The sequence below is a fragment of the Acinetobacter sp. 1125_18A genome, assembly GCF_052824985.1.
This window is the reverse complement of record NZ_VTDG01000018.1, coordinates 25514-49859: the sequence shown is the minus strand read 5'-3', so window position 1 is coordinate 49859 and position 24346 is coordinate 25514. Positions and strand designations below refer to the sequence as shown.

General features: G+C 37.6%; 28 protein-coding genes. 16 read left to right on the top strand and 12 right to left on the bottom strand.

Going from position 1 to position 24346, the window contains the following annotated elements; genetic code table 11:
• The first annotated feature begins 61 nt into the window (after nt 1-61).
• The 5 genes from dnaK to FY049_RS20150 all read left to right on the top strand — a co-directional run bounded on the left by dnaK (nt 62) and on the right by FY049_RS20150 (nt 3846).
• Nucleotides 62-2005 carry a molecular chaperone DnaK gene (dnaK, locus tag FY049_RS20170; protein WP_004719012.1) on the top strand — a complete coding sequence of 648 codons (1944 nt, stop codon included), beginning with the start codon at nt 62-64 and terminating at the stop codon, nt 2003-2005.
• Between the two features lie 89 nt (nt 2006-2094).
• A complete protein-coding gene (locus tag FY049_RS20165; RefSeq protein ID WP_004818140.1) occupies nt 2095-2457 on the top strand; it encodes a MerR family transcriptional regulator in 363 nt (120 codons plus the stop codon).
• Nucleotides 2458-2506: 49 nt separating this feature from the next.
• Nucleotides 2507-2803, top strand: coding sequence for a putative quinol monooxygenase (locus FY049_RS20160; RefSeq protein WP_056515471.1), 297 nt, complete (start codon nt 2507-2509; stop codon nt 2801-2803).
• Nucleotides 2804-2911: 108 nt separating this feature from the next.
• Complete coding sequence (locus FY049_RS20155) at nt 2912-3328, top strand: hypothetical protein (RefSeq protein ID WP_004719005.1); 417 nt, start codon at nt 2912-2914, stop codon at nt 3326-3328.
• Nucleotides 3329-3330: 2 nt separating this feature from the next.
• Nucleotides 3331-3846: a hypothetical protein gene (locus FY049_RS20150; RefSeq protein WP_004719004.1), complete on the top strand. Its 516-nt coding sequence runs from the start codon at nt 3331-3333 to the stop codon at nt 3844-3846.
• 9 nt (nt 3847-3855) lie between these two features.
• Here FY049_RS20150 and FY049_RS20145 read toward each other — a convergent pair whose 3' ends face one another.
• A complete protein-coding gene (locus FY049_RS20145) occupies nt 3856-4455 on the bottom strand; it encodes a hypothetical protein (RefSeq protein ID WP_446084219.1) in 600 nt (199 codons plus the stop codon).
• A gap of 152 nt (nt 4456-4607) precedes the next feature.
• Here FY049_RS20145 and FY049_RS20140 point away from each other — a divergent pair, with 152 nt between their 5' ends.
• Entirely contained in the window at nt 4608-5528 is a 921-nt protein-coding gene (locus tag FY049_RS20140) for a matrixin family metalloprotease (RefSeq protein ID WP_333665898.1), read from the top strand.
• 111 nt (nt 5529-5639) lie between these two features.
• Nucleotides 5640-6023, top strand: coding sequence for a hypothetical protein (locus FY049_RS20135; RefSeq protein WP_154130490.1), 384 nt, complete (start codon nt 5640-5642; stop codon nt 6021-6023).
• A 51-nt stretch (nt 6024-6074) separates the two neighbouring features.
• Here the strand turns inward: FY049_RS20135 and FY049_RS20130 are convergent, their stop codons facing one another.
• The 5 genes from FY049_RS20130 to FY049_RS20110 form a co-directional block, all read right to left on the bottom strand.
• Nucleotides 6075-7364, bottom strand: coding sequence for a lytic murein transglycosylase (locus FY049_RS20130; RefSeq protein WP_224964479.1), 1290 nt, complete (start codon nt 7362-7364; stop codon nt 6075-6077).
• Between the two features lie 697 nt (nt 7365-8061).
• Nucleotides 8062-9183, bottom strand: a complete 1122-nt coding sequence (locus FY049_RS20125) for a 5-(carboxyamino)imidazole ribonucleotide synthase (RefSeq protein WP_105714714.1) — start codon at nt 9181-9183, stop codon at nt 8062-8064.
• A gap of 16 nt (nt 9184-9199) precedes the next feature.
• Complete coding sequence (gene purE, locus FY049_RS20120) at nt 9200-9712, bottom strand: 5-(carboxyamino)imidazole ribonucleotide mutase (protein ID WP_004718991.1); 513 nt, start codon at nt 9710-9712, stop codon at nt 9200-9202.
• 282 nt (nt 9713-9994) lie between these two features.
• Nucleotides 9995-10339, bottom strand: a complete 345-nt coding sequence (locus tag FY049_RS20115; protein WP_034613299.1) for a DMT family protein — start codon at nt 10337-10339, stop codon at nt 9995-9997.
• Between the two features lie 54 nt (nt 10340-10393).
• Entirely contained in the window at nt 10394-10780 is a 387-nt protein-coding gene (locus tag FY049_RS20110; RefSeq protein ID WP_333665905.1) for a hypothetical protein, read from the bottom strand.
• 224 nt (nt 10781-11004) lie between these two features.
• On the opposite strand from FY049_RS20110, the gene mpl reads away from it, so the two are divergent.
• Complete coding sequence (gene mpl, locus FY049_RS20105; RefSeq protein WP_333665907.1) at nt 11005-12372, top strand: UDP-N-acetylmuramate:L-alanyl-gamma-D-glutamyl-meso-diaminopimelate ligase; 1368 nt, start codon at nt 11005-11007, stop codon at nt 12370-12372.
• Between the two features lie 45 nt (nt 12373-12417).
• Here mpl and FY049_RS20100 read toward each other — a convergent pair whose 3' ends face one another.
• Genes FY049_RS20100 through FY049_RS20090 form a run of 3 tightly spaced genes read right to left on the bottom strand, consistent with a single transcriptional unit; the run spans nt 12418 to nt 13480 of the window.
• A complete protein-coding gene (locus tag FY049_RS20100; protein WP_333669988.1) occupies nt 12418-12795 on the bottom strand; it encodes a hypothetical protein in 378 nt (125 codons plus the stop codon).
• Between the two features lie 59 nt (nt 12796-12854).
• Nucleotides 12855-13139 (bottom strand): GNAT family N-acetyltransferase, encoded by a 285-nt coding sequence (locus tag FY049_RS20095; RefSeq protein ID WP_333669991.1) that lies wholly within the window; start codon nt 13137-13139, stop codon nt 12855-12857.
• A 53-nt stretch (nt 13140-13192) separates the two neighbouring features.
• Nucleotides 13193-13480 (bottom strand): GNAT family N-acetyltransferase, encoded by a 288-nt coding sequence (locus FY049_RS20090; protein ID WP_004818159.1) that lies wholly within the window; start codon nt 13478-13480, stop codon nt 13193-13195.
• Nucleotides 13481-13652: 172 nt separating this feature from the next.
• Here FY049_RS20090 and FY049_RS20085 point away from each other — a divergent pair, with 172 nt between their 5' ends.
• The 3 genes from FY049_RS20085 (at nt 13653) to FY049_RS20075 (ending at nt 17203) form a co-directional block, all read left to right on the top strand.
• A complete protein-coding gene (locus tag FY049_RS20085; protein WP_056515506.1) occupies nt 13653-14870 on the top strand; it encodes a sugar transporter in 1218 nt (405 codons plus the stop codon).
• A 536-nt stretch (nt 14871-15406) separates the two neighbouring features.
• The gene (locus FY049_RS20080; RefSeq protein ID WP_224964486.1) at nt 15407-15946 is read left to right on the top strand and encodes a cysteine hydrolase family protein; all 540 of its coding nucleotides are present in this window, start codon (nt 15407-15409) and stop codon (nt 15944-15946) included.
• Nucleotides 15947-16237: 291 nt separating this feature from the next.
• Nucleotides 16238-17203, top strand: a complete 966-nt coding sequence (locus FY049_RS20075; RefSeq protein WP_004718969.1) for a TerC family protein — start codon at nt 16238-16240, stop codon at nt 17201-17203.
• Nucleotides 17204-17384: 181 nt separating this feature from the next.
• On the opposite strand, the gene FY049_RS20070 is transcribed toward FY049_RS20075, so the two are convergent.
• Entirely contained in the window at nt 17385-17951 is a 567-nt protein-coding gene (locus FY049_RS20070) for a nucleotidyltransferase family protein (RefSeq protein WP_262782758.1), read from the bottom strand.
• A gap of 243 nt (nt 17952-18194) precedes the next feature.
• Between FY049_RS20070 and guaD the strand changes: the two genes are divergently transcribed.
• From guaD to FY049_RS20055, 3 genes are all read left to right on the top strand, one after another.
• Complete coding sequence (gene guaD, locus FY049_RS20065; protein WP_262782757.1) at nt 18195-19526, top strand: guanine deaminase; 1332 nt, start codon at nt 18195-18197, stop codon at nt 19524-19526.
• A 232-nt stretch (nt 19527-19758) separates the two neighbouring features.
• On the top strand, nt 19759-20286 hold the full coding sequence (hpt, locus tag FY049_RS20060) for a hypoxanthine phosphoribosyltransferase (RefSeq protein WP_004718958.1): 528 nt from the start codon (nt 19759-19761) through the stop codon (nt 20284-20286).
• A 198-nt stretch (nt 20287-20484) separates the two neighbouring features.
• The gene (locus FY049_RS20055) at nt 20485-20736 is read left to right on the top strand and encodes a GlsB/YeaQ/YmgE family stress response membrane protein (protein WP_004718955.1); all 252 of its coding nucleotides are present in this window, start codon (nt 20485-20487) and stop codon (nt 20734-20736) included.
• Nucleotides 20737-20804: 68 nt separating this feature from the next.
• On the opposite strand, the gene FY049_RS20050 is transcribed toward FY049_RS20055, so the two are convergent.
• Nucleotides 20805-21506: a DsbC family protein gene (locus FY049_RS20050; protein ID WP_262782756.1), complete on the bottom strand. Its 702-nt coding sequence runs from the start codon at nt 21504-21506 to the stop codon at nt 20805-20807.
• A gap of 157 nt (nt 21507-21663) precedes the next feature.
• Nucleotides 21664-22644 (bottom strand): CDF family Co(II)/Ni(II) efflux transporter DmeF, encoded by a 981-nt coding sequence (gene dmeF / locus FY049_RS20045; protein WP_446084218.1) that lies wholly within the window; start codon nt 22642-22644, stop codon nt 21664-21666.
• Nucleotides 22645-22731: 87 nt separating this feature from the next.
• Here dmeF and FY049_RS20040 point away from each other — a divergent pair, with 87 nt between their 5' ends.
• Both FY049_RS20040 and FY049_RS20035 read left to right on the top strand, forming a co-directional pair.
• The gene (locus FY049_RS20040; protein WP_004718949.1) at nt 22732-22998 is read left to right on the top strand and encodes a metal/formaldehyde-sensitive transcriptional repressor; all 267 of its coding nucleotides are present in this window, start codon (nt 22732-22734) and stop codon (nt 22996-22998) included.
• Nucleotides 22999-23159: 161 nt separating this feature from the next.
• Nucleotides 23160-24323, top strand: a complete 1164-nt coding sequence (locus tag FY049_RS20035) for an MFS transporter (protein WP_446084217.1) — start codon at nt 23160-23162, stop codon at nt 24321-24323.
• Nucleotides 24324-24346: the final 23 nt, after the last annotated feature.

Below are 24346 nucleotides of genomic sequence, written 5' to 3'. Positions count from 1 at the left end.
TAACTCCCCTTTGCAAAAAGAGGAAACCAGGGATTCAAAAGAATTTAGAGGAATTTGATTTATGGCTAAAATTATTGGTATTGACTTAGGTACAACGAATTCATGTGTTGCTGTACTTGAAGGCGATAAAGTTAAAGTGATTGAAAATGCTGAAGGTACCCGTACAACACCTTCTATCGTTGCATATAAAGATGGCGAAATTCTTGTGGGTCAATCTGCTAAACGTCAAGCAGTGACCAACCCTAAGAATACATTATTCGCAATCAAGCGTTTAATTGGTCGTAAGTATCAAGACCAAGCAGTACAAAAAGATATCGGTATTGCACCATTCAAAATCATCAAAGCTGATAATGGTGATGCTTGGGTTGAAGTAAACGACAAAAAACTTGCGCCGCAACAGATCTCTGCAGAAATTTTGAAAAAAATGAAAAAAACTGCAGAAGATTATTTAGGTGAAACAGTAACAGAAGCTGTTATTACAGTTCCTGCTTACTTCAATGATGCGCAACGTCAAGCAACAAAAGATGCTGGTCGTATTGCTGGTCTAGAAGTTAAACGTATCATTAACGAACCAACTGCTGCTGCACTTGCGTTCGGTATGGACAAAAAAGAAGGCGACCGTAAAGTTGCTGTATATGACTTAGGTGGTGGTACATTTGACGTATCAATCATTGAAATCGCTGACTTAGATGGCGACCAACAAATCGAAGTATTGTCAACCAATGGTGATACATTCCTTGGTGGTGAAGACTTTGATAATGCATTGATCGACTATTTGGTTGAAGAGTTCAAGAAAGAGCAAAACTTCAACTTGAAACAAGATCCACTTGCATTACAACGTTTAAAAGAAGCAGCTGAAAAAGCTAAAATTGAGCTTTCTTCATCTAATTCGACTGAAATTAACTTGCCATACATCACTGCGGATGCAACTGGTCCTAAACACTTAGTGATGAATGTAACACGTGCCAAACTAGAAGGTTTAGTTGCTGATTTAGTTGCGCGTACAATTGAGCCTTGCCGTATCGCACTTAAAGATGCAGGTCTTTCGACTTCTGACATCTCTGACGTGATCTTGGTTGGTGGTCAATCACGTATGCCAATGGTTCAACAGAAAGTACAAGAGTTCTTCGGTAAAGAACCTCGTAAAGATGTGAACCCGGATGAAGCTGTTGCGATTGGTGCGGCAATTCAAGGTGCGGTATTGTCTGGTGACAAAACTGACGTACTTTTACTTGACGTAACACCATTAACACTTGGTATCGAAACCATGGGTGGCGTATTAACTGCAATTATTGAGAAAAACACCACGATTCCTGCGAAGAAATCTCAAGTGTTTTCTACTGCAGCAGATAACCAACCAGCGGTAGATATTTCAGTTTACCAAGGTGAACGTAAAATGGCTCAACAAAACAAATTGTTGGGTAACTTCCAATTAGGCGACATTCCACCTGCGCCACGTGGTGTGCCACAAATTGAAGTATCGTTCGACATCAATGCTGATGGTATTTTAAAAGTATCAGCAAAAGACAAGAGCACTGGTAAAGAACAATCGATCCAGATCAAAGCAAACTCTGGTTTGTCTGATGCTGAAATCGAAGCAATGATCAAAGATGCTGAAGCAAATGCTGAAGAAGATCGTAAGTTTGAAGAGCTTGCAAAAGCACGTAACGAAGCTGATGCTTTAGTTGCTTCTGCAAACAAAGCTGTGAAAGATCTTGGCGAACAAGTCACTGCTGATGAAAAAACTGCAATTGAAGCAGCAGTTTCTGAGTTAGAAGTGACTGCAAAAGAAAATGATGTTGATGCAATTAAAGCTAAAACTGAAGCTTTACAAAACATCATTATGCCGATCACTCAACGTGCTTATGAAGCAGCTCAAGGTCAAGGCGGCGCTGAAGGCTTCGATCCTAACCAATTCGGTGGTGATGCAGGCCAACAACAGCAAAAAGCTGATGATGGCGTTGTAGATGCTGAATTCACTGAAGTTAAAGATGACAAAAAATAATTTGTCACTTTAATCTTAAAAAACCGCTCAAGAGATTGAGCGGTTTTTTTATATGATCTATTTTTATCCGTAAAGCTATGGAGTCACTTTTGTTTATCTCTGATATCTCTAAAAAAACTGGACTCTCTATCCATACCTTGCGTTATTATGAACAAATAGGCTTGCTGAAAAATATCCATCGTAATCAATCTGGGCGACGTGTATATACCAAACTTGATCTGGAATGGCTTGAATGGGTAAAACGCTTAAAATCAACAGGCATGCCTTTAGAAAAAATGCAAGATTTTGCCCAATTTCGGCTACAAGGAGAACAAACCTTAAAACAAAGACAAGAACTTCTTATTGCCCATTCCGTTCAATTAAAACAAGAAATTCAAAGACTCAAACAAGAACAAAGTATTGTCGACTATAAAATTGAAATATATGCACAAAAAATGCTTGAGCTAGAGTGAACTCGAGCAGTTAATATTTTTGACTCACAATTTGAGCTAGGAGTAGACAATGTTAAGTTCAGGTTTTTACATCACCGCAGAATTAAAAATTAAAGATAAAGACAGAATCTTAGAAACCCGTGAAGCCTTACAAGCATTATGTAAGCTCACTCTTCAACAAGAACCGGGATGTAGCTTATTTCAACTGCATCAATGCCAACAAGAGCCAACTCGTTTACTACTTTGGGAACGCTTCGACTCGGAACAGGCTTACCATGCCCATTTTAAACAGCCCTATACACAACACTACCTTTCCAAAGATTTAACCGAAGTGGTGCAACATTTCGTCAGTGATATTGTGCTATAAAAAAGCTCGAAAAATCACTCAAGTCATTGAGTGGTTTTTCTTATTGATCAATTGCCAATCTTCACTAAATCTTTTATCTTAATTATCACAATAATAATGAGTCAAATGATGAAAAACTCTCCTGCTGTATCCAATACTGTGTATTACAGCTTGATCATAGCGCAATTTATATTGCCTATCATTGCAGCAGTCATCGATATATACAGTACTGAACCCGAGTTAGAACTTCTGGATAAAACACTTTACCAAGACCCGCAAGCTTGGGAATTGGGAGTGATGTCGATTGCAGGTTTAATCATCCTCATCATCACTTTTGGTTTATGTTTAAAAAAAGAATGGGCAAGAAAAGCTTATCTCTATACATTTTTCCCAATATTTCTGATTTATTTTATGCCCTTTATGCACTGGATTTACATGACCAGTTATGCAGCGATTTTTAACGATCTGGCCTTTGTTTGTTCTGGAATTCTATTGATGATTTTAGTGACTCCATCACTATATCGACCTATTTTTGAACATGATTAATCATGTATAAAACGCTTGCCATCAGCATTGGCTTATATCTCTTTTTAGAGATTCTATGTCATGGTTTTGCATTTTTTGCAGGGAAAATCGTGAGTAAAGCGGATAAACAAAAACTCAATCATCCTCTGCATCTTGAATTTACACGGCAAACTTTTTATCGCACCATGTTACTGGTCAGCATTGTATTGATGAGCCATTTCTATACTGAAATTGCCTATTTTGAACAGAATGGTTGGATTCGTTTGACATTGAGTATCAGCATTATTTTACTCATTCTGTTTATACTCTGGTGGCTAAATGCTTTTATTCTGCGCCAAGTGGTTTTAAAGCAACAACAACAATCTGTCACTCCGGTATTTAAACAGAAAATCAGCTATATCATGTTGCATCCTTTACAATTCAAAGCTTTATATATCAGCCCTGAATATTTAAAAAGATCTGTTTGGATGAATCGATTACTCAGTGTTTTTGCTTTTATTCTCTTATTTATTGATATCCAAGTCCTGTTTAACGTTTAAATCAACTGATTATGTGAATGAACCTTCCATCGCGATGCCCAAACTCAGCGTTATGATGGTAAATAATCCTTTCATCAACAAAAATAATCCTGCAAATATGCAAATGATCATGATGATTCTTTGCTTTTTGCTCAGGCTTTCACGTATCTGTAAATTGTATAGACTGTCAGGTTGTTTATGAATGGATAAATGATCGGTGATCGCCTGAGAAATTTTATCTTCGATAGGATTTAATGACGAACCGTCGAGTACCTCTAAACAATAGTGTCCAACATCCAACTCACAATAAAACATCAGCATTGAAGCACGAGAAAAACCATTTTTACTTGCTCTTGCAATACTTGGTGATAGCTTCACAATCTGCTGAAGATCTGTGTTGGTGATTTGTGGATGAATCAATAGCATAGGTGCAAGTTTAAATAATGGACCCTCTTGCCAAATTGCATAGCCACCCTTTTTGCTGATTTTAAAATTTTTAATTTTTTGATTTAAGGCTAAGTCCAGCACTAAACGTGATCGAAATATAAGAAATAGACTGTAGAAAGCCCTTATCAAAAAAGCGATACCAAGGATTAGAGAAATCCAGCCTAAAATCAGCGTTCCATTCATATTACTGCTTTCCACCTAAAGCAGCTTGTTAAAAACATCATCAATTGAAATCAATATTTGTATTGATCACGCAAGCTTTACTTGCTTAAGCATTTGCGATTCTTATATTTTCAGATAAATTATCCACTACAACAATTATTTTTAAATCAATCATGCGTTTTTGGATTCTACTCTGTGTAATTGCCTTTACTGCTTATTTTGCGATACAACGCATGATGTATCCGCAATTGAATCATAATTCTGCCATTGATCGTATCACGCATCCTTTAGATACCCGTTTACGTTATCGTATTGGCGAAATAGATCCGCGTTTTCATGTCAGTAAACAGCAAGTACAAAATTTGGCACAACAAGCTACCGATATTTGGCATTTAGGAACCATGAAAAGTCTCTTTGTTTATGATGATCATGCCAAACTGACGATTAACTTAATTTATGATGAACGCCAAGCGGAATCTAGCGCCAGAAACCAAGAGTTGCGTATTTTGCAAAATACTCAACAATATACACAAAGTGAAAAACAAAAAATTCAGCAACTTCACGCTGAATTAGATCGTACCAATGATGAATTGGATCTGCAAAAAACCAATTATCAAAGTAAAGTTGACCAGTATAATCAGTTGATCAACACCCTTAATCAATCCCATCAAAATTTAGATGCCTCAGCGAGATTGCAGTTAGATCAGCAGAAAAATCAACTGATCATCGAGCAGAACCAACTCAAACAACAGTTAGATATTTATAATCAAAAAGTCTATGAATTAAACCGTCAAGTTGGACAGCTCAACGCTGTCAATCAACAATACAATCAATCTGTGGATCACTTTAATAGCCGTTTCCAACCACGCCAATTTGATAAAGGCGTATTCGATGGTAAAACCATTAATATCTATGAATTTGCTTCGGATGCAGACTTGCGTGTCACGATTGCACATGAACTTGGGCATGCTTTGGGCTTAACACACAATAATGATCCTAAAGCACTCATGTACCCAATGATGAAAGAACAAGATTTGAAAAATTTTAGATTAACCACAGCGGATTTAGCCATGCTAAACTCAAGACAACGATAAGCAAAATTTACCGATGATTATCAATTTTAAATCCATAATTTATTTATGTATTTAAATCAGTTTTATGCAAAATCATGTTATTGTGAATCCCTGAAGCAATAAATTGAGGAGATGACTGTGAGCTATTATCATATTATTTTAGAAGTAAATGATCATATCAGCACGATTGAGCAAACTCGTGATATTGAAATTTTTGATATTACTGAACTTCAACCTTATCTCCATTCAATTCTGCTGCCTTATTTCAACGAACAAATCATTGAACTAGAAGACGACAATGTCGAGTTTAAAGATGTTTTACACCTTGAAATTAAACAGACCTTATTGCCGATTCAGCATTTAATTGAAGAAGAACAAAAACAGTTACCTAGCGATACCGATGTAACCATTACAGCCTATGAAATCTTTAATGATCGTGATCATACGCAGGATGTTACCGCTGTCATTTTAGATGTCTTAGAAGCAGTCAAAATTGACCCTTTCGCAATTGAATAATCCACATAAAAAAGGTCTGCTTATGCAGACCTTTTAAATGAGATCAAACGTTTATTGCATCATATTCTTTGCAGCTTCATTTCTAAAAGCTTTTAAAATCTGTTGCCCTGCTCGACCTGTTGGACTCAATCCTAACTTCACTTGCTCTTGCTGAATAGCCTGACGCGTTTTATCGCCAATCAAGCCATCTGCATCGCCAATCGCATAGCCTTTTTTCAATAAGTAATTTTGAATTTCTCGGCGTTCTGTACGAGATGTTCCTGCATCGTCAGTAGGCCATGCGGTTTGAAAACCGCCCTTGCCTTGTAAACGATCAGACAAATGTGCAATTGCCAGTGCATAACTTTCCGCAGCATTGTACGAATAAATTGCATCGAAGTTTTTAAACACCAAGAATGCTGGACCATTTGCACCCGCAGGCATCATTAAACCGGCCTGAGTGCCTTCCGATAAATTGCCTTGAATAATTGGAGTACCGTCAACACGAGTAAAACCACGATTTACCCAAGTGCTCAACGATTTTTTATTACGACGACTTTCGCCACCTACAGAGGCACCAGCTGGAATTTTTACTTCAAAGCCCCACGGCATTCCCGTTTGCCAGCCACGTTTTTTCAAAAAGTTTGCTGTTGATGCTAAAGCATCTGAAGTACTTGAAACCAAGTCACGTCGACCATCACCATCAAAATCTACGGCCAACTCTTCATACGTTGAAGGCATAAATTGAGTATGACCAAATGCCCCTGCCCATGAACCTTTTAACTGTTCTTCGCGTAAATCACCTCGTTGTAAAATACGCATTGTGGCAAAGAATTCACCTCGGAAATAACCTTGTCGACGCCCTTCACAACTTAAAGTTCCCAACGCTTGTAATAAAGGATATTTTCCTGAAATGTCACCAAAATTACTTTCCACGCCCCAAACAGCAACAACCGTTTCTGCTGGAACGCCGTAAGCTGCTGAGACACGGTTTAAAACTTCACGATGCTGAGCCAGCATTTGACGGCCTTTCTCTACCCGCTCTTCATCGACCAAACCTGAAAGATAATCCCAAATCGGTGTTGAAAACTCAGGTTGATAATCCAGTTTACTGATGACCGAATAATCAGGCGTTAGATTTTGCGTATAACGATCAAAGGTTGTGCCACTAACACCTGAACTGATCGCTTGCGAACGTAAATTTGCAATACAGCTTTGAAAATTAGAATTGGGTGTATAGCTTGTATTCGGTGTTGTTGTGATTGGTGAGCTAGATACAGCCTGACCGTTAATGATTAATTCAGCATTGGCATGCGATGCTGCCAACAAAACAGATCCACAAATCAAAGTTAAATGACGCATAATATCCACAAAATGGTTTTAAATTTAAATTATGTGAATACCATAGCAGTCTGTGAATAAAATGACAGATGTAAAAACGTAAATTTTGAATTCATTTTTCGATTTTAAATTCATAACCCACAGTTCACTGTTTTGAATTTAAATATAGTTATCCACACCCCAGTAAACTTATCATTTTTTAAATTCAAAACTTTCACACAAATTTGAATTCAAAAACATCATTATTTTAGCAACCTTAGCTTTAAATTTAAAATTCCACTCAATCCCATCAAAACTCGCTTATAAGTGTTTATTTTTATCCACAATTTGGATTTTGGATTGGTGAGTCAAAACTTATCCACAGTCGTTATTTTCACTTCGAGCAATCAAAAGTTTAAATTTAAAGTTTTAAATTCAAAAAACACCCTCAAGTTAATTTAAATTCAAAGTGGATAACTTTTTGGGTTTTGCTGTTAATACTTTTGAATTCAAATGTTCTAAACCCTTTAAATTTGAACTTTGAATTTAAAAATAGATGCTTGTTTTTCTGTTTATTTAAGCTGTTTTTTTCATCATTCTTGTTTTTATAGCCCCAGAAAATGATCCATTTTTGGGTCATTGCTTAGCGATAAAATAGGGGGAGCATCATGATACAGAACAGCAGAGTAGAAAAAAGCGGGCAAGAGTTTGACCGCTTTTTTTACATACAAAATCGAGCTTAAATGTTCATATCTTCGCTTAATGACAATGGATTCGGTAAAATCTTCGCCAATTGACGACATAAAGTCGTTAATTCAGCAGCATCATTTGGCATCAGGGTGATATGACCAATTTTACGACCTTCACGTTCTGTTTTATTGTAAAGGTGTAAATGTGCACCTTTTAACGCCAAAACATCTTCGGATTTAGGGTGTTGCCCAATGATATTTACCATCACTGTTGGTCGAACCACCTCCGTTGAACCGAGTGGTAAACCTGCCACTGCGCGAATGTGATTTTCAAATTGCGAACATACTGCGCCTTCAATTGACCAATGCCCAGAGTTATGCACACGTGGTGCCATCTCATTGGCATATAAGCCTTTTTCAGTCACAAACAATTCAAGTGTTAACACACCAACATAGTTCAAATGGTTTAACAAACGGGTGATGTATTCCTGCGCAACGGGCTGTAAATCAGCACTGTTTGGAGCAGGAACAATTGAATGCGAGAGAATACCATTGTGATGATGATTTTCAGCCAAAGGCCAAGTTTTTACATCACCATCAATACCACGCACTGCAATAATTGACACTTCACGAGAAAAAATCACAAAACTTTCAGCGATTAATGATCCTGCTGGCCCCAACTCAGCCCATGCCTGATCAATTTGATCGACTGAACGCAGTACAAATTGACCTTTACCATCATAACCACCTGTCGCAGTTTTAAGTACGATTGGTAAGCCTAATTCACTCACTGCAAGCTTAAGCATCTCCAATGAATCGACTGCTTTATACGGCGCAACAGGAATTTCCAGCTCATCAAATAAAGCTTTTTCAGAAAGGCGATGTTGGGCGATTGCTAAAGCTTGGCGTGGCGGATACAGATCTTTTTGCTTGGTTAATACATCAACATCAATCAATGGCGTATTTTCAAATTCCAGACTAAAAACATCTGCACTGGCAATAAAATCTTGTAACCCATTTTCAGCTTTGGTGCTAAAAACTTGTCCCAATATTGCAGATGGACAATCAGCATCAGCTTCAAAAAATGTGCATTGGATATTTAATGGGAGCGCAGCTTGCGCCATCATACGGCCGAGTTGACCACCACCAAAGATACCGATGGTTTTATTCATAACCTATGTCCCGTTTTTAAGCTTGACCCGGAATATTTTTACTTGCCACTTTATCGGTTTGAGCGGCACGGAAATCTGCAACATTTTTTGCGATTTCAGGGCGAGTTAAACCTAAAATTTGAGCGGCCATGATTGCTGCATTGGTTGCACCCGCAGGGCCAATTGCCAATGTGCCGACTGCAATACCTGCAGGCATTTGTACAATAGACAATAAAGAATCAACGCCATTTAAAATTGAAGATTTCACAGGAACACCCAGCACAGGCAAATCTGTTTTTGCTGCGCACATTCCTGGTAAATGTGCTGCACCACCAGCACCAGCAATAATCACCTGAATACCACGTTCACGTGCTGTTTCAGCATATTCAAATAAGCGGTCTGGCGTACGATGCGCAGAAACTACTTCGGCTTCAAAAGGAACACCAAGCTGTTTCAGCATATTGGCAGTGTTTTCGAGAGTTGCCCAGTCTGATTGAGAACCCATAATAATTCCAACGAGAGGAGCGTCTTGTACAGCGGCCGCATTCATTGCATATATTCCATAAACGAATGTAAGGAAGTTTAAATACTGGTGATCAGTGTTTAAATGAATATCAAGAAGCTCGCTATTATAGACTGATTTTTCATCTCACGAAAATTTAACAGACGTAGGAAGTCAATTTTTTTTAAAGGAGCAGCTTAAAAGCCGTTTGACTTGAGAATAATTATGATCTCGAACTCATAAACAGCAGGAAAATTGCTGAAGATTGGGACATGAGATGAATATGCTATCTGAGTAAAATGCTTGTTAATTCACACCATGGCAACTCATTTACTGGCTTCTAAACACAAAAAACACGCAGCCCATCAAACATAAACCCGCCCATAAATAATCTAATTTAAATGGTTGTTTAAACAAGAAAATCATAAATGGAACAAACACCAATAGTGTAACCACTTCTTGGGTGATTTTCATTTGCCCCAACGACCAACCATGTTGCGCCAATAGACGTGTTGCGGGAATCATAAAGCTATATTCAAGTAAGGCAATGATCCAACCAAACAAGATCGCTTGCCACAGAGGTGCATCATGTAAGAATTTTAAATGCCCATACCAAGCCAAGGTCATAAAGCAGTTGGAGATAATTAGTAATAAAAGGGGGAGAGATAAAGCCATATTGATACCAATTAAATTATCAAGATATATTTTTGAACATTCAATGTCTGAACATTAAAGCGCTAAGGCAATTTTTTTACGTTTTTTGAAATAATAAATGAGCGAGCCTATTTCCAAAGTACCAAACAACAATACAGTATCGAATACTTGTTTCAATAGCGATTGATCATCATAAAATGAACTCAATATACCAATTAAAGCAACCCAAATGAGATGAAAAATTAATCCATTTTTTAATTTGTGATCTTTTGAGTCTTTTGTATTGAGGTATCCCATCCAAATGAACGCAAAATATTGGAAGAAGATTAAAATTACAGCTGCGACCATTAAAGGTATGGATATTATTTTTGCAATGCCTGCTATCAAAGCAGAAACAATAATCAAAAAAATAAAATAAGCGATATTTTTAATCAGCAGAAAGGTAAAATCATGTATATCCATTTTTAATAGATAATTCAGAGTGTTCAATCGATATTAGCATTGATAGAAGAATAAAAATACCAAGTGAGAGTTCATTATTTTCAATAAAAACCCACCTTTAAAATCGTAACAAGAAAAACTATCTTTTCGCCTTAACCCTTGCTATCGTTGCTTTCAAATCAAATGAAACGGCTACACCACAACAACAAAGTGATGTGTCTATAAAAGCACTGGAGTTAACACGAATGCATCTGCATATTTTGGGTATTTGCGGCACCTTTATGGGTTCATTGGCGCTATTGGCGCGTGATTTAGGACATAAGGTCACCGGTTCAGATGCGAACGTTTATCCACCGATGTCGACCCAACTCGAAAATGCTGGCATTACCTTAATGCAAGGCTATGACCGTAGCCATTTACAGCCACATCCAGATCTTGTCATTGTAGGCAATGCAATGAAGCGTGGTATAGATGCGGTGGAATATATGCTCAATGAAGGTTTAGCATATATTTCAGGTCCACAATTCCTTGCTGACCATGTATTACAAGGCAAACATGTGCTTGGTGTTGCAGGTACCCATGGTAAAACCACAACAACAACAATGCTGGCTTGGGTACTGGATCAAGCAGGTTTAAATCCTGGCTTTTTAATTGGTGGTGTACCTTTAGGCTTTAGTGAAAGCGCACGTTTAGGGGGTGGAAAATACTTCTGTGTAGAAGCAGATGAATATGACTCTGCTTTTTTTGATAAACGCTCTAAGTTCGTACATTACCATCCAAAAACTGCGATTTTAAATAATCTTGAATTTGACCATGCCGATATTTTTGATGATCTAGCAGCGATTCAAAAACAGTTCCATCATTTGGTCCGTACCATTCCAAGTGAAGGTCGTATCATTGCCCCAATTAGCGAAACCAATATTGATGAAGTGTTGCAAATGGGTTGTTGGACACCTGTCGTAAGGACTTCACTTGACGCCAATAACAATGCTGAAGTTTATGCTGAACAGCTTTCTACGGATGGTTCACATTTTAAAGTGCTTCAACACGGCATAGTAAAAGGTGAAGTGAAGTGGAATATGACAGGGCAACACAGTGTTGCCAATGCTTTAGCAACCATTGCAGCTGCTGAACATGTCGGTGTTTCAATTGAAACAGCATGTGAAGCCTTATCGAATTTTGGTGGGGTGAAACGTCGAATGGAATTACTTGATACGGTAAATGGTATTGAAGTATATGATGACTTTGCCCACCACCCAACTGCGATTGATACAACACTTGAAGGTGCACGTAAACGTTTAGGTGAACGTAAGCTTTGGGCGATTATTGAACCTCGTTCAAACACCATGCGTATGGGCAGTCATAAAGATGGCTTGGCACATTCTGCACGTCTTGCAGATGAAGTGATGTGGTATCAACCTGAAGGTTTGGACTGGGATTTACAGCCTGTCATTGACGCTGCAACCAATAAAGCCGTTGTGGCTCGTACACTGGATGACATTATCAGTACCGTTGTTACACAAGCAGGTGAGGGCGATGCTGTGGTGATTATGTCCAATGGTGGTTTTGGTGGATTACATCAAAAATTGATTGCAGCATTAAAAGCAAAATAAGTCGAAATAAAGTGTAGAAAACCCACAAAAATTTGTGGGTTTTTTTTATTGATTTACGGAGGGTGTTCTTTCAATAAATTTAAAATCCTTAAGCTTGACCCAACCTTCAATCAGATCATCTTCTATATTTTGATTTGGATCATTAAATATCACATAAACCCAGTCTTGTTTTTTCTTGTCTTTATAGATTGAATAAGCCGTGACATGATCATTTTGAAGCACAAAAGTATCATTCATCTTACAGATGTTTTTGGGTGCTGAATAAAAATAAATACGATGTTTAGATTTGCCTAACAACTCCCAACTAGGCTGTATTTCTTGCTCTTTTTTATAGGTTTGCAAATTTAATTCAAAACAACTCATTGCTAAACTGAACGATGAACTGCTCAATAACAATACAGTGATTATCATTTTTTTAAACATGTTTAATCTTCTAACCGAATCTGAATGGCCCAATGAACATTGGGCACACAATAATAAAGCTAAGCTTTCACATCAACAAAACTTTTATCACGTCTAAACATGACTTCGACATAGGAACAAGTTGGTACAATTTTAAGCTGCTTTTCACGCGCAAATTCAACCAAAGTATCCAACAACTGACGCGCAATTCCATGACCACGCAAGGAGTCATCTACCCAAGTATGGTTCGCAATGACCTGATGCTCACCGTGCCATAAATAACTGATCTCAGCAATTCGCTTACCTTGCTCATTATCGAAGTAAAATTCACCTTTTTGTTGATTGTCTACATGTTGGAATTGCATATATTCTTTCTCATGGATGTTCTATAACACAATTCCACTGTAGCAAAGCAAACTTAAGATTTCAAAACATCATGAATCGATTGATCTTTATCAAACACTGATTTTGAAAAAGGGCAGAGTGGAATAATTTTCACATTCTTTGAGCGAGCCATCTCTACAACTTGATCTAATAATTTCCGACCTACACTTTGACCACGCAATTCATCTTCTACAAGTGTATGGTCAATAATCAACATATTTTCACCCGCCCATGTGTATGCCATTTCAGCCAAATGGTGACCTTCTTCACCAATATAAAATTCACCTTTTTTACCATCATCTTTATGTCTGATTTCTAACATTTTATTTACTCTTATATACGTTTAAATTTATAGGCCTATTCAAAATGCCATAACTATATTTGAATTATTGTTAAATTTTGTCTGACAGTTTTATTTTTGATACAACAAACTTAGCTTAACTTTATCCACAATTCAGCCTAAAATTTAGTGCTAACCTCTTTTAATATTGACCATGTCTGCCTTATCTCCCCAAACTCCAGCACCACAATCTGCCCCCAGTGAATCCCAGCAATGGATCAGTGTGATTAGCCTTGCTTTCGCAGCATTTATTTTCAATACCACAGAATTCGTTCCTGTGGCTTTACTGAGTGACATTGGAAAAAGCTTTGCGATGCCTGCAACTGATGTTGGTATCATGATTACTCTATATGCATGGGTTGTTGCACCCATTTCATTGCCGATCATGTTACTAACCAAAAATATTGAACGACGGTTTTTACTGATCATCTTGTTTATGGTCTTTGTGGCCAGTCATGCATTATCTTATTTTGCATGGAGTTTCGATGTACTCCTGATCAGTCGAATTGGTATCGCATTTTCTCATGCTTTATTTTGGTCAATCACTGCATCACTGGCAGTACGAGTCGCCCCCAAAGGTAAGGAATTTCAAGCTTTGGGGCTATTGGCCACAGGTACAGCATTGGCGATGGTTTTAGGTATTCCATTTGGACGAATGATTGGTGAATCTTATGGTTGGCGTAATACTTTCGCTTTGATTGCAATTGGTGCGGCTATAGTTTGCGTCATCTTAGCCAAAACATTGCCACGCTTACCAAGCGTCAATTCAGGTTCTCTGAGTAGTTTAAAGGTATTTTTAAAACGCCCAAGCCTAATGATTGTTTTTGCTCTGACCATTATTGTGATTACCGCGCAATTTACCGCATACAGTTATATCGAACCTTTTGCTCTGAATGTTGCACATTTTAGCTCGACACAGACCACAACCTTATTATTGATCTATGGCGCAGCGGGTTTCTTTGGCTCTTATTTATTTGGTAAATTTGCCAAAAAATATCCCAAACTCCCAATACCGTTAAGTAGTGCTGTACTGGCTGTTTCGATGTTATTGCTGACTTCACTGAGCACTGATTTTACCAGCTTTAGTCTACTGAGTTTATTTTGGGGTATGGCGATTATTTGCTTTAGCTTAGCTCAACAAGCCAAAACCTTAGCTTTAGCTTCTGATGCCACTGATGTCGCGATGGCAATTTATTCAGGACTTTACAATGTAGGTATTGGTGGTGGTGCTTTGCTTGGCGGGCTAGTAACCACCAGTTATGGGCTCAACCATATTGGCATCGTTGGCGGTATAATCGCTGTTCTTGGGACACTATTAGCTTTAGTGCTTGTACAACGTAAAGATTTTATTCAAAAAAATAGGGTCTGTTGACAATTCGTCTACGTTTGCGACTACGTGTGTTTTTTAGGCGATACTAGGCGCGAAATACGAAATTTAGTCATTCTAAATAAGTAGTTCGTAACAACGTAGCGGCAAAAAATACACTAGTCCCCCGCTGCGCCTTGCGCTGCAAACAAAGCAGTGCTTTGTTCTTGCTCAGGGTTGTGGTTAAAATTATCTCAGCCTTCGTTATGAAACTCGAAAATAGACCCACTATTCTCTTCGTTTAATGCCTTGCCTGCTCAATTTTAACCTACAACGCAAGCCATTTATGAAATGCCAACAGACCCTAAATATCTTTTTACAAGTTTTAAAGTGACATACTGAGTTAAAAACTTTAACTTAATTAAATTACTTTGATAAAACAATGATCATCAATGCAACCAATCATTTTATTTAAATTATTAACTACCACACTGCATCGGCAGTGTGGACGTATACATTAAAATAAAATGTAGAAACCAACCCTGCCAATGAGCGGGGTTATTTTTTGCTCCGTGATTTGGTCAATATTTACGGAGAAACTCATGTCTGAGTATCACAATAAACAAGCCTTACTCGTTATTGATCTACAAAATGGCCTATTTCATGCACAGCATCCTCCATTTCAAGCTGATCAATTGTTGAAAAACGTCAATCAGCTCATTGAATATGCTCGTGTTAAACACATTCCGATTTTTGCGATACGTCATGTTGGTTTAGCTGGCACAGGACTCGCATCAAATAGTCCAATGACTCAACTCATTGCTGAATTAAATATTGATCCTAATACAGATTACATCTTAGAAAAAACACGGCCAAATTGCTTTTTCCAAACAGATTTATCACAACAATTAGAATCTTTAAATGTTGAAGAAGTGATCATCTGTGGTTTAAAAACTGAATTTTGTATCGATAGCACAAGCCGTGCAGCAAAAGACTTAAATTATAAAGTGACATTAATTTCAGATGCGCACAGCACAATAGATTCAAAGGTTCTCAATGCTGACCGTATTATTCAGCATCATAATTCAACGCTCAATCAAGCTTTTGTTGTGCTAAAAACCAGCGCTGAATTTTGTACATAAAATAAACTACATAAAAATACATTCAAAATTTGCACATTTTTAATAAATATGCGATTCTCACTAGATATTAAGAAATGAAAGATTTCTTACACAGTATATTGAACAAGGGGAGTAGCCTCCTTTATCAGAATATCGTCATTACGCTTTGAAAAAAGCCGGTATCTGAGCATTTGAGATTGATGTACATAACTCAAATGTAGGCAAGACCTTGATCATGTTGACACAGATGTTTAATCATCTGGCAACAGGTCAAGGTTTTTTTATGCCTGATTGCCAGATTCGGAGAGTTTTATGGAAACTATTGGCAATCCATGGCTGTATCTAGCGTTCTTCGCTATTGTTATTGTCATGCTACTGATCGACTTTTTAGGCTTTAAACAAAAAGAAGGACAAGAAGTCAAAATTAAAACTGCTGCCTACTGGAGCATTGCATGGGTCAGTGTTGCAGCGTTATTTGGTGGTGGTTTATGGCTATATCTACAACAAACCGCGGGTGTTTCAATTGCCAATAGCAAAGTCATGGAATACTTTGCAGGTTATCTACTTGAAAAATCATTAGCGATCGACAATGTCTTTGTCTGGTTGATGATCTTTGCTGCATTTGCGATTCCACAAGGCTTACAACGTAAAATTCTGCTCTATGGTGTATTAGGTGCAATTATTTTACGTACCATCTTTATTTTTATTGGCGCATGGTTCGTTCAAGAATTCTCTTGGGTGCTTTATCTCTTTGGTGCTTTCTTGGTTTATACAGGCTATAAATTCCTTAAAGGACAGGATGAAGAAGAAACCAATATCGAAGATATGGCTATTCTAAAGTGGCTACGTAAACATATGCGAATCACCCCAAAATTAGAAGGTGCTCAATTCTTTGTTCGTCAAAATGGTGTGTTGTGGGCAACCCCGTTATTCCTAGTCTTAATTTTAGTCGAAGCTTCAGATGTAATTTTCGCGGTCGATTCTATTCCAGCGATTTTTGCGGTGACCAGTGATCCATTTATTGTATTAACTGCGAATTTAATGGCGATCTTAGGTCTACGTGCAATGTTTTTCTTATTGTCGGGTGCCGCGTCTAAAATGCATTACTTGCCTTATGGCCTAGGCATCATCTTAGTCTTCATTGGCTTTAAAATGTTAATGCTGGATGTCTTCCATATGCCGATTTGGATTTCGTTAGGTTTTATTGTGATTGTCTTGGCAATTACCGCTTGGCTTTCTATTCGCCATAGCAAAAAACATCATGAAACAACTTTATAAACACTAGATCGAGCCTTCCAATTGGAAGGCTTTTTTATGATCAATAATACTCAACGATTTAAATTGTATGGACAGTATTGAAATGAAATCTTTATCCATCAGCCTAGTCATCTGTTGTAATAGCCATCTGTTGTCTTGGAGTATGATCTTCTATGGCTTGATTGATTTAAATCCAGATCCCCTAATCATCCACAACAACCAGCTTTTCCCATCTGGTCAAAAACTGTTTAGCCTGAATTCGTGCTAAAAAAACTGGATAACTGACCAAACGTTTATTCCATCTCAATTTTAATTCAAACAAATCATTTAGCCCAAACGGCGCAATAATTTCGATATCATCATTTTCAAGTAAACGTACTGCAATTGCGGTTGCCGTTTCAACCCATACGGATAAAGCATCGAATAAGGATTGGTATTGAGAGATAGAGCGTCCATCATCTGTTTTATACCACAAATGCACATAGGCTTGATTGACCACATCCCATTCATTATTGGGAAATTTTTGCTTTAACAATTCAGTCAAATGTTGTTCTTTAAGGCCTTGTTGATCATTTAAATCATAGAAAATGACATCGATTTCAATCTGATCAAATCCATAACTCTGATGATGTAAAATAGACCATACCAAGTTACGAATTACACCTGCACTCAAGTATGCATGTGCATGAATATCTCGCAAATACTGTAACCGAAGCATCAATTCAGGACATGAATAGATGATCTGTTTTAACTGTTTAGTATTGTCCATTGTTGTCTTATTTCACCATTTTCCAAGACTGTAGCGATTGTTGCTATAAAGATAAACTCACAATATAGAATATGCCTTTAGCCACTAATTTTAGTTATATTTCGATAAAAATTTCCCTGCGCTAAAACAATAAAAAATAACGTTATTCAATTTTTTAGAATGCTTTCGCGCAAAACTGCATACAGCACCTGATACAAATTTCAGGTACAATCAATCGAAAAAAGGATAAATTGCAGGTTCTACATGTCTTGTGTTGTACAGAAAACAGCGGTTCGTGGGCGTTTTCTTGATATTAAAAATACCGTTTCTCAAGCAACTCAAATATTAGATCAAGTTCGTTATATCGAAGATGGTTTACTGATCACAGAGCAAGGCAAAATCACATGGTTTGGCCCTTGGGAAGATGCACAGTCTCACCTGACAGATGATATTCAAATTGATCACTACCCAGAACAACTGATTGTGCCTGGTTTTATTGACACCCATATTCATTTTCCACAAACAGAAATGGTGGGTGCATATGGTGAACAACTTTTAGAATGGTTAAATACCTATACTTTTCCAACAGAAATTCAGTTTGCAGATAAAACCTATGCCGACAAAATCGCACAGTTTTTTGTCCAAGAATTACTTAAAAATGGCACCACAACAGCACTGGTTTTTTGTACGGTACATCCCCAATCAGTCGATGCCTTATTTGAAGCGGCAGAACAGCATCAGATGCGTTTAATTGCAGGTAAAGTCATGATGGATCGTCATGCACCTGAAGCACTGAAAGACACTGCTGAAAGCGCATATCTTGACTCTAAAGCACTGATTGAAAAATGGCATGGTAGAGGTCGTAACCTATATGCCATTACTCCGCGTTTTGCTCCAACCTCTACACCTGAGCAATTGGCAAAAGCAGGGCAGTTAAAAGCAGAGTATCCAACGGTATATGTGCATACCCATCTCAGTGAAAATAAAAATGAAATTGCATGGGTCAAAGACTTATTCCCAGAGCAGAAAGGTTATCTGGATGTCTATCACCACTATGGTTTAACAGGAGAGCGTTCTGTTTTTGCACATTGTGTTCATTTAGAAGAGCATGAGTGGGATTGCATGCATGCAACTGATTCAGCGATTGCATTTTGCCCGACTTCAAACTTATTTTTGGGAAGTGGTTTATTCCCATTAAAAAAATCCTGGGAAAAGCAGGTGAAAGTCGGCTTAGGAACAGATATTGGTGCAGGAACAGCATTTTGCCAATTACAAACCCTCAATGAAGCCTACAAAGTGCAACAACTCCAAGGTGATAAACTTTCGGCGATGGAATCACTTTACCATGCAACGCTTGGTGGGGCGAAAGCGCTGCATTTAGATGAGCAATTGGGCAATTTCAACATCGGTAAAGAAGCCGATTTTGTTGTGCTAGATTTAAAAGCAACGGCGCTACAACAACTGCGTCAGGAACGTGCTAAAAACATAGACGATGCATTATTTGCCTTATTTACCATGGGGGATGATCGCAATATTCAAGCCACCTATATTTATGGACAAAAAGCCTATGAGCAAAACCAAACAAAAACCGCGTAAATCAAAGAAAAAACTGATTTTGATTGGTACAGTTTTTGTAATCTGTGCATTCGTTTTAAAACGTGATGCACATTGATCATTTCGGTTTAAATTAGGACATTTACATTTTCAAATGTCAAAAAAGATGCATCTTGATCTGATATGTTTTAAAATTATGTCATCTTTTAGGGTGTTGCTAGTCAACACCTTTTTTAATTTTAGAATTTGATGTTTAGGTTTTTAGGTATTTCCCATGACTATTGAAATGAAAGTGATGATTTCTGCTGAAGAAATTCATGCAAAAGTTCAGGAACTTGGTAAAAAAATTGATGCGCATTATGCCAATAGCGATAAAGAGCTTGTCTTAATTGGTTTATTGCGTGGTTCAGTGATTTTTATGGCTGATTTATGTCGTGCAATCAGTAAGACTCATGAACTCGATTTTATGACCGTTTCAAGCTATGGTGGCAGTACAACATCTTCTCGTGATGTCAGAATCCTCAAAGATTTAGACGGCGAAATTCGCGGTAAGGATATCTTAGTCGTGGAAGATATTATTGACTCTGGCAATACCTTAAGCAAAGTATTGGAAATTTTAAGTACACGTCATCCCAACTCGATCGAGCTGTGTACTTTAGTCAGCAAACCGTCTCGCCGTGAAATCGACTTAGATGTGAAATTTCTTGGCTTTGAAGTTGAAGATAAATTCATTGTGGGCTATGGCTTAGACTATGATCAAAAATATCGTCACATTCCATTTATTGGAGAAATTGGTCTTTAATTGAGACCTCATCACATCATTTTAACTAAAATGAGTTAAGCGACTTCGGTCCCTTTTTTTATTTTTTTAGCTGTTGTAGTGAACAAAAATGCAACAACTTGTAGCAAATAAGCGCTTTTACTTCACTAGAGAATATTTGATTATTAAACTAATTCGATGCAGTAACTCACGACAAAATAAAGAAAAAGGAGAAAGATTATGATGTCACTGATTAGTGCAATTGTGATTGGTTTTATTGCAGGTTTGATTGCACGTGCAATTCACCCAGGTGATGATAAAGCTGGCTTCATTGTAACAACAGCACTCGGTATTGTAGGTTCATTGGTTGCAACCTATGGAGGTCAATTACTCGGCCTATATCCAAAAGGTGCATCAGCTGGATTTATTGCCTCAGTCATTGGTGCAATAGTGGTACTCTTTATCTATAACATGATTGCCAAACGTACTTAAATTTTCTCCTCAATATAAAAAGCACCCTCGATGGGTGCTTTTTTACGCTATCAGTTTCTAAGCGCTGTTTATAATCCAAAATTTTTCCATATTTTCTCAATTTCTTCGGCAGGGTAGGCACCCATCACCTTATAACCATTTGAGAAAATAATTGCAGGTGTTCCATGCAAACCTAATTTTTTACCTAATTCCAAATTACGCTCGATTGGCGTTGCACAATTTGCTGGTGCAGTTGGTTTAATCCCATTTTGAATCAAATTTTTCCATGCATATTCTTTATTTGCAGAACACCATACTTGCTTAGATGGCAAAATCGATTGTGCTTTGATGGAATAGATAAATGTATAAATTGTCACATCATTGAGCTTGGCTAAATTCCCTTCAAGCGTCTTGCAATATGGGCAATTTGGGTCAGAAAAGATTGCAAGCTGACGCTTACCATTCCCCCTGACTATTTTTACAGCATCATTCAAAGGTAATGCTTTAAAATCTATCGTATTTTCTTTAACTGCTAAATCTTTGGTTAAATTATGCTGATCTTTCAAACGAATCATTGAACCAATAAATAAATGCTGAGCATCCTCATTGACATAAACAATTTGATTATCCAAGGTCCCACTATATAAACCCTGCATTTCTGTTGTTTGCAGATTATTAATTTTTACATTGGGATACTGCTGTGCTAATTTTGCTTTCACAGTCTCGACACTGGCAAAGCCAGCTGTACAAAAAGCCAGACTTAAGCTCAGTGCGATAAATTGCTTTAACATAAATCGATAAAATCAAAAATAAATATTGAGATGCATTAAAGCATAATTCATCAGCTGACTTGTTTAAAAACTGTGATTGATCCTTATCTCTATTTGCAATGGTTCTCTACCGATCACAGTACCTTGAACTGTTAAAAAAGCTGTACTTTATTCTTGCTCAGGTTTCACGTGAAACCCAACTAAACATCGCCGTTTTGTTGATTTCAACAGAAATATGCACCAATTGTTTATGAATAGATAAAGCGTGGCGTACCTGATCAGCATTTAAATTTTTATCATTGGATTCAAGCGCTAAAATCACTGAAAATTTGGCTTTAGCGACTTTCCATACATGAATATCGGTTATTTTTGCTTCAACATTTAGATGCTCAATCACTTCACGTACTTCATCGACTACAGGATGATCCATTTCCGCATCTAATAATGTTTGCGCCGTTTCTTTGATTAAACCATATGACCAACGTCCGACTAAAATTGCCCCAACAATACCCAATACGGCATCCAAAAAGTCCCAACCCAAATACTTTGCAGCAAAAAGAGCAATAATCGCCAAGACAGAGGTCAGTGCATCTGCAACCACATGTAAAAACGCAGCTTTTTGATTTAAATCATGTCCATGATGGTCATTATGTCTATGTGAGTGATGGTGATGGTGATGGTGATGGTGATGGTGATGGTGATGGTCAGCATGATCGTGTAATAACCATGCACAAACTAAATTGACCAATAAGCCTAAAATAGCAATCAAAATCGCTTCATTATAATGAATCTGCACAGGATGGAATAAACGCACTAGCGACTGGAAGGCCATAAATAAGGCCACCACCATCAATAGAATTGCACTGCTATAGCCAGCAAGAATTTCAATTTTCCATGTACCAAAACTAAAACGAGAATCCTGCGCATAATAACGAGCAGCTCGATAAGCAGCATAAGCCAAACCTAATGCCAGCATATGCGAACTCATATGCCAACCATCTGCGAGTAAGGCCATGGAATTAAAAATCCAGCCTCCCGCAATCTCAAAAATCATCATCAATCCAGTCAAAATGGTCGCCCATAAGATTTTCTTTTGTGCTAAAGGATTACCTTGATCAAATTGATGGCTATGCTTTCGCTGAATGGTCTTGAATTGCATGAGGCGTGATCCTATATACTCCCTATGAGTATATAATTTCAATTTAAAATATACTATAAGGGAGTATGTTAAATAGCGGATTAATTTATGAGTCATTTACATCAAGATAAAAAAGTCCTCAATCGAGTGAAACGACTAAAAGGGCAAATTCATGCGATTGAAGAAGCTTTGGTTGATCAGAGCAGCTCATGTATCAGCGTTTTACAGCAAGTTGCAGCAATTAAAGGTGCCGTGAATGGCTTAATGAATGAATTGATTGAGCAGCATTTAACCGAGCATGTGATTAAAGACACTCAAGCCGTAGACGAAGCTGAATTACAAGAATTTTTAAAGCTGCTAAAACGCTACTCATAACTCAATTCACAGTCATCTATGCTTGAATGTTCAAGTTTCCATTGACCCTTTACTGATTAAGTTTTAATCTTTCCATACTCAATTCCTTCCATGCCGAACTTTGTATTGAACAGGTTTGGCATTTTTATCTGCAAAACATTTGCATTTGAAGTCCTATATTTATGAATCAACAATCATGGCGTTCATTTTTAATGATCAGCCTAGCCTTATGTATTGGTACGATTGGTACGGCGCTCGCTAGCCCCTTATATCCAATTTATCAACAACTTTGGCAATTACTCCCAAGCCAGATCACCTATATTTTCGTGGCCTATATGTTTGGTTGTTTAACCACATTATTATTTTTAGGACGTAGCAGTAATAGTTTTGGTTTTATTCGTACCTTACAAATCGGGCTATTGTTTGCTGTGATTGGCCTAACACTGTCGGTGTTTGCATCAACCACCTATTTGCTTGGATTTGGGCGCTTTATCATTGGCATTGCCTCTGGGTTGATCAGCACCTCTGCAATGTTAGGTTTGATTTATACCATTCCTGACTCACATAAACAGAATGCCGCACAGTTAAGTTCAATTATTACCGTCATTGGCTTTGGACTGGGTCCTTTTATTGGTGGTGCAATCGCACAATTTTCTGATCGCCCACTTGTCACACCTTATTTACCCGTAATTATTGCAGCAATCATCAGTTTGCTGAGTTTATTTACGATTAAAACCATGAGGTTTGAAAGGCAGCCATTTTCTATTGCACCCCACTTACAACTGCCAGAAGCTCAATTTAAAAAACTGTTTTATATCGCCAGTTTTACCGCATTCTGTGCTTTTGGCTCATTTAGTTTATTTGCCTCATTAGCACCTTCCTTTATTCGAGATGTGATTCCTTGGCATGGACCATTGGTCAGTGGTGCAACCATTGCCAGTATCTTAATGGTTTCTGCGATCATCCAATTTATAGCAAAGTCTTTTGATATGCATAAAGCATTGAATACAGGCTTAGTCTTATTGATTTCCAGCTATATTATTTTATCGATCTGTATGACCATGCAGTGGAGTTTCTTATTCTTTTTGAGTGTGGTTTTGGTCGGAATGGGGCATGGTTTAACGTTACTGAGTGCTTTTGCATTGATTCACCACATGACCAATGTTGAAAATCGGGCAGCTGTGGTTTCTACTTATTTGTTTATTGCCTATTTTGGTACCATTGTGCCGATCATTAGCGCAGGCTTTTTATCTGATCATTTCGGTTTAATGGTTGGTGTTTTAGGCTTTTGTGCAGGAATTGGTATCTTATGTATTTATTTATTGATCAGTCATTTAAAAAATTAAAGTTGGATCAAACATCTAGGCGC

Bases quoted from the DNA above. Each gene is read 5' to 3' on its own strand.
- FY049_RS20140 (WP_333665898.1), top strand. From the start codon at position 4,608: ATGCGTTTTTGGATTCTACTCTGTGTAATTGCCTTTACTGCTTATTTT.
- FY049_RS20075 (WP_004718969.1), top strand. From the start codon at position 16,238: ATGGAAACTATTGGCAATCCATGGCTGTATCTAGCGTTCTTCGCTATT.
- FY049_RS20160 (WP_056515471.1), top strand. From the start codon at position 2,507: ATGTTAAGTTCAGGTTTTTACATCACCGCAGAATTAAAAATTAAAGAT.
- FY049_RS20085 (WP_056515506.1), top strand. From the start codon at position 13,653: ATGTCTGCCTTATCTCCCCAAACTCCAGCACCACAATCTGCCCCCAGT.
- FY049_RS20145 (WP_446084219.1), bottom strand. From the start codon at position 4,455: ATGAATGGAACGCTGATTTTAGGCTGGATTTCTCTAATCCTTGGTATC.
- FY049_RS20130 (WP_224964479.1), bottom strand. From the start codon at position 7,364: ATGCGTCATTTAACTTTGATTTGTGGATCTGTTTTGTTGGCAGCATCG.
- dmeF (WP_446084218.1), bottom strand. From the start codon at position 22,644: ATGCAATTCAAGACCATTCAGCGAAAGCATAGCCATCAATTTGATCAA.
- guaD (WP_262782757.1), top strand. From the start codon at position 18,195: ATGTCTTGTGTTGTACAGAAAACAGCGGTTCGTGGGCGTTTTCTTGAT.
- FY049_RS20125 (WP_105714714.1), bottom strand. From the start codon at position 9,183: ATGAATAAAACCATCGGTATCTTTGGTGGTGGTCAACTCGGCCGTATG.
- FY049_RS20080 (WP_224964486.1), top strand. From the start codon at position 15,407: ATGTCTGAGTATCACAATAAACAAGCCTTACTCGTTATTGATCTACAA.
- FY049_RS20095 (WP_333669991.1), bottom strand. From the start codon at position 13,139: ATGCAATTCCAACATGTAGACAATCAACAAAAAGGTGAATTTTACTTC.
- purE (WP_004718991.1), bottom strand. From the start codon at position 9,712: ATGAATGCGGCCGCTGTACAAGACGCTCCTCTCGTTGGAATTATTATG.
- FY049_RS20055 (WP_004718955.1), top strand. From the start codon at position 20,485: ATGATGTCACTGATTAGTGCAATTGTGATTGGTTTTATTGCAGGTTTG.
- FY049_RS20100 (WP_333669988.1), bottom strand. From the start codon at position 12,795: ATGTTTAAAAAAATGATAATCACTGTATTGTTATTGAGCAGTTCATCG.
- FY049_RS20150 (WP_004719004.1), top strand. From the start codon at position 3,331: ATGTATAAAACGCTTGCCATCAGCATTGGCTTATATCTCTTTTTAGAG.
- mpl (WP_333665907.1), top strand. From the start codon at position 11,005: ATGCATCTGCATATTTTGGGTATTTGCGGCACCTTTATGGGTTCATTG.
- hpt (WP_004718958.1), top strand. From the start codon at position 19,759: ATGACTATTGAAATGAAAGTGATGATTTCTGCTGAAGAAATTCATGCA.
- FY049_RS20090 (WP_004818159.1), bottom strand. From the start codon at position 13,480: ATGTTAGAAATCAGACATAAAGATGATGGTAAAAAAGGTGAATTTTAT.
- FY049_RS20040 (WP_004718949.1), top strand. From the start codon at position 22,732: ATGAGTCATTTACATCAAGATAAAAAAGTCCTCAATCGAGTGAAACGA.
- dnaK (WP_004719012.1), top strand. From the start codon at position 62: ATGGCTAAAATTATTGGTATTGACTTAGGTACAACGAATTCATGTGTT.
- FY049_RS20155 (WP_004719005.1), top strand. From the start codon at position 2,912: ATGAAAAACTCTCCTGCTGTATCCAATACTGTGTATTACAGCTTGATC.
- FY049_RS20035 (WP_446084217.1), top strand. From the start codon at position 23,160: ATGAATCAACAATCATGGCGTTCATTTTTAATGATCAGCCTAGCCTTA.
- FY049_RS20135 (WP_154130490.1), top strand. From the start codon at position 5,640: ATGACTGTGAGCTATTATCATATTATTTTAGAAGTAAATGATCATATC.
- FY049_RS20070 (WP_262782758.1), bottom strand. From the start codon at position 17,951: ATGGACAATACTAAACAGTTAAAACAGATCATCTATTCATGTCCTGAA.
- FY049_RS20115 (WP_034613299.1), bottom strand. From the start codon at position 10,339: ATGGCTTTATCTCTCCCCCTTTTATTACTAATTATCTCCAACTGCTTT.
- FY049_RS20050 (WP_262782756.1), bottom strand. From the start codon at position 21,506: ATGTTAAAGCAATTTATCGCACTGAGCTTAAGTCTGGCTTTTTGTACA.
- FY049_RS20110 (WP_333665905.1), bottom strand. From the start codon at position 10,780: ATGGATATACATGATTTTACCTTTCTGCTGATTAAAAATATCGCTTAT.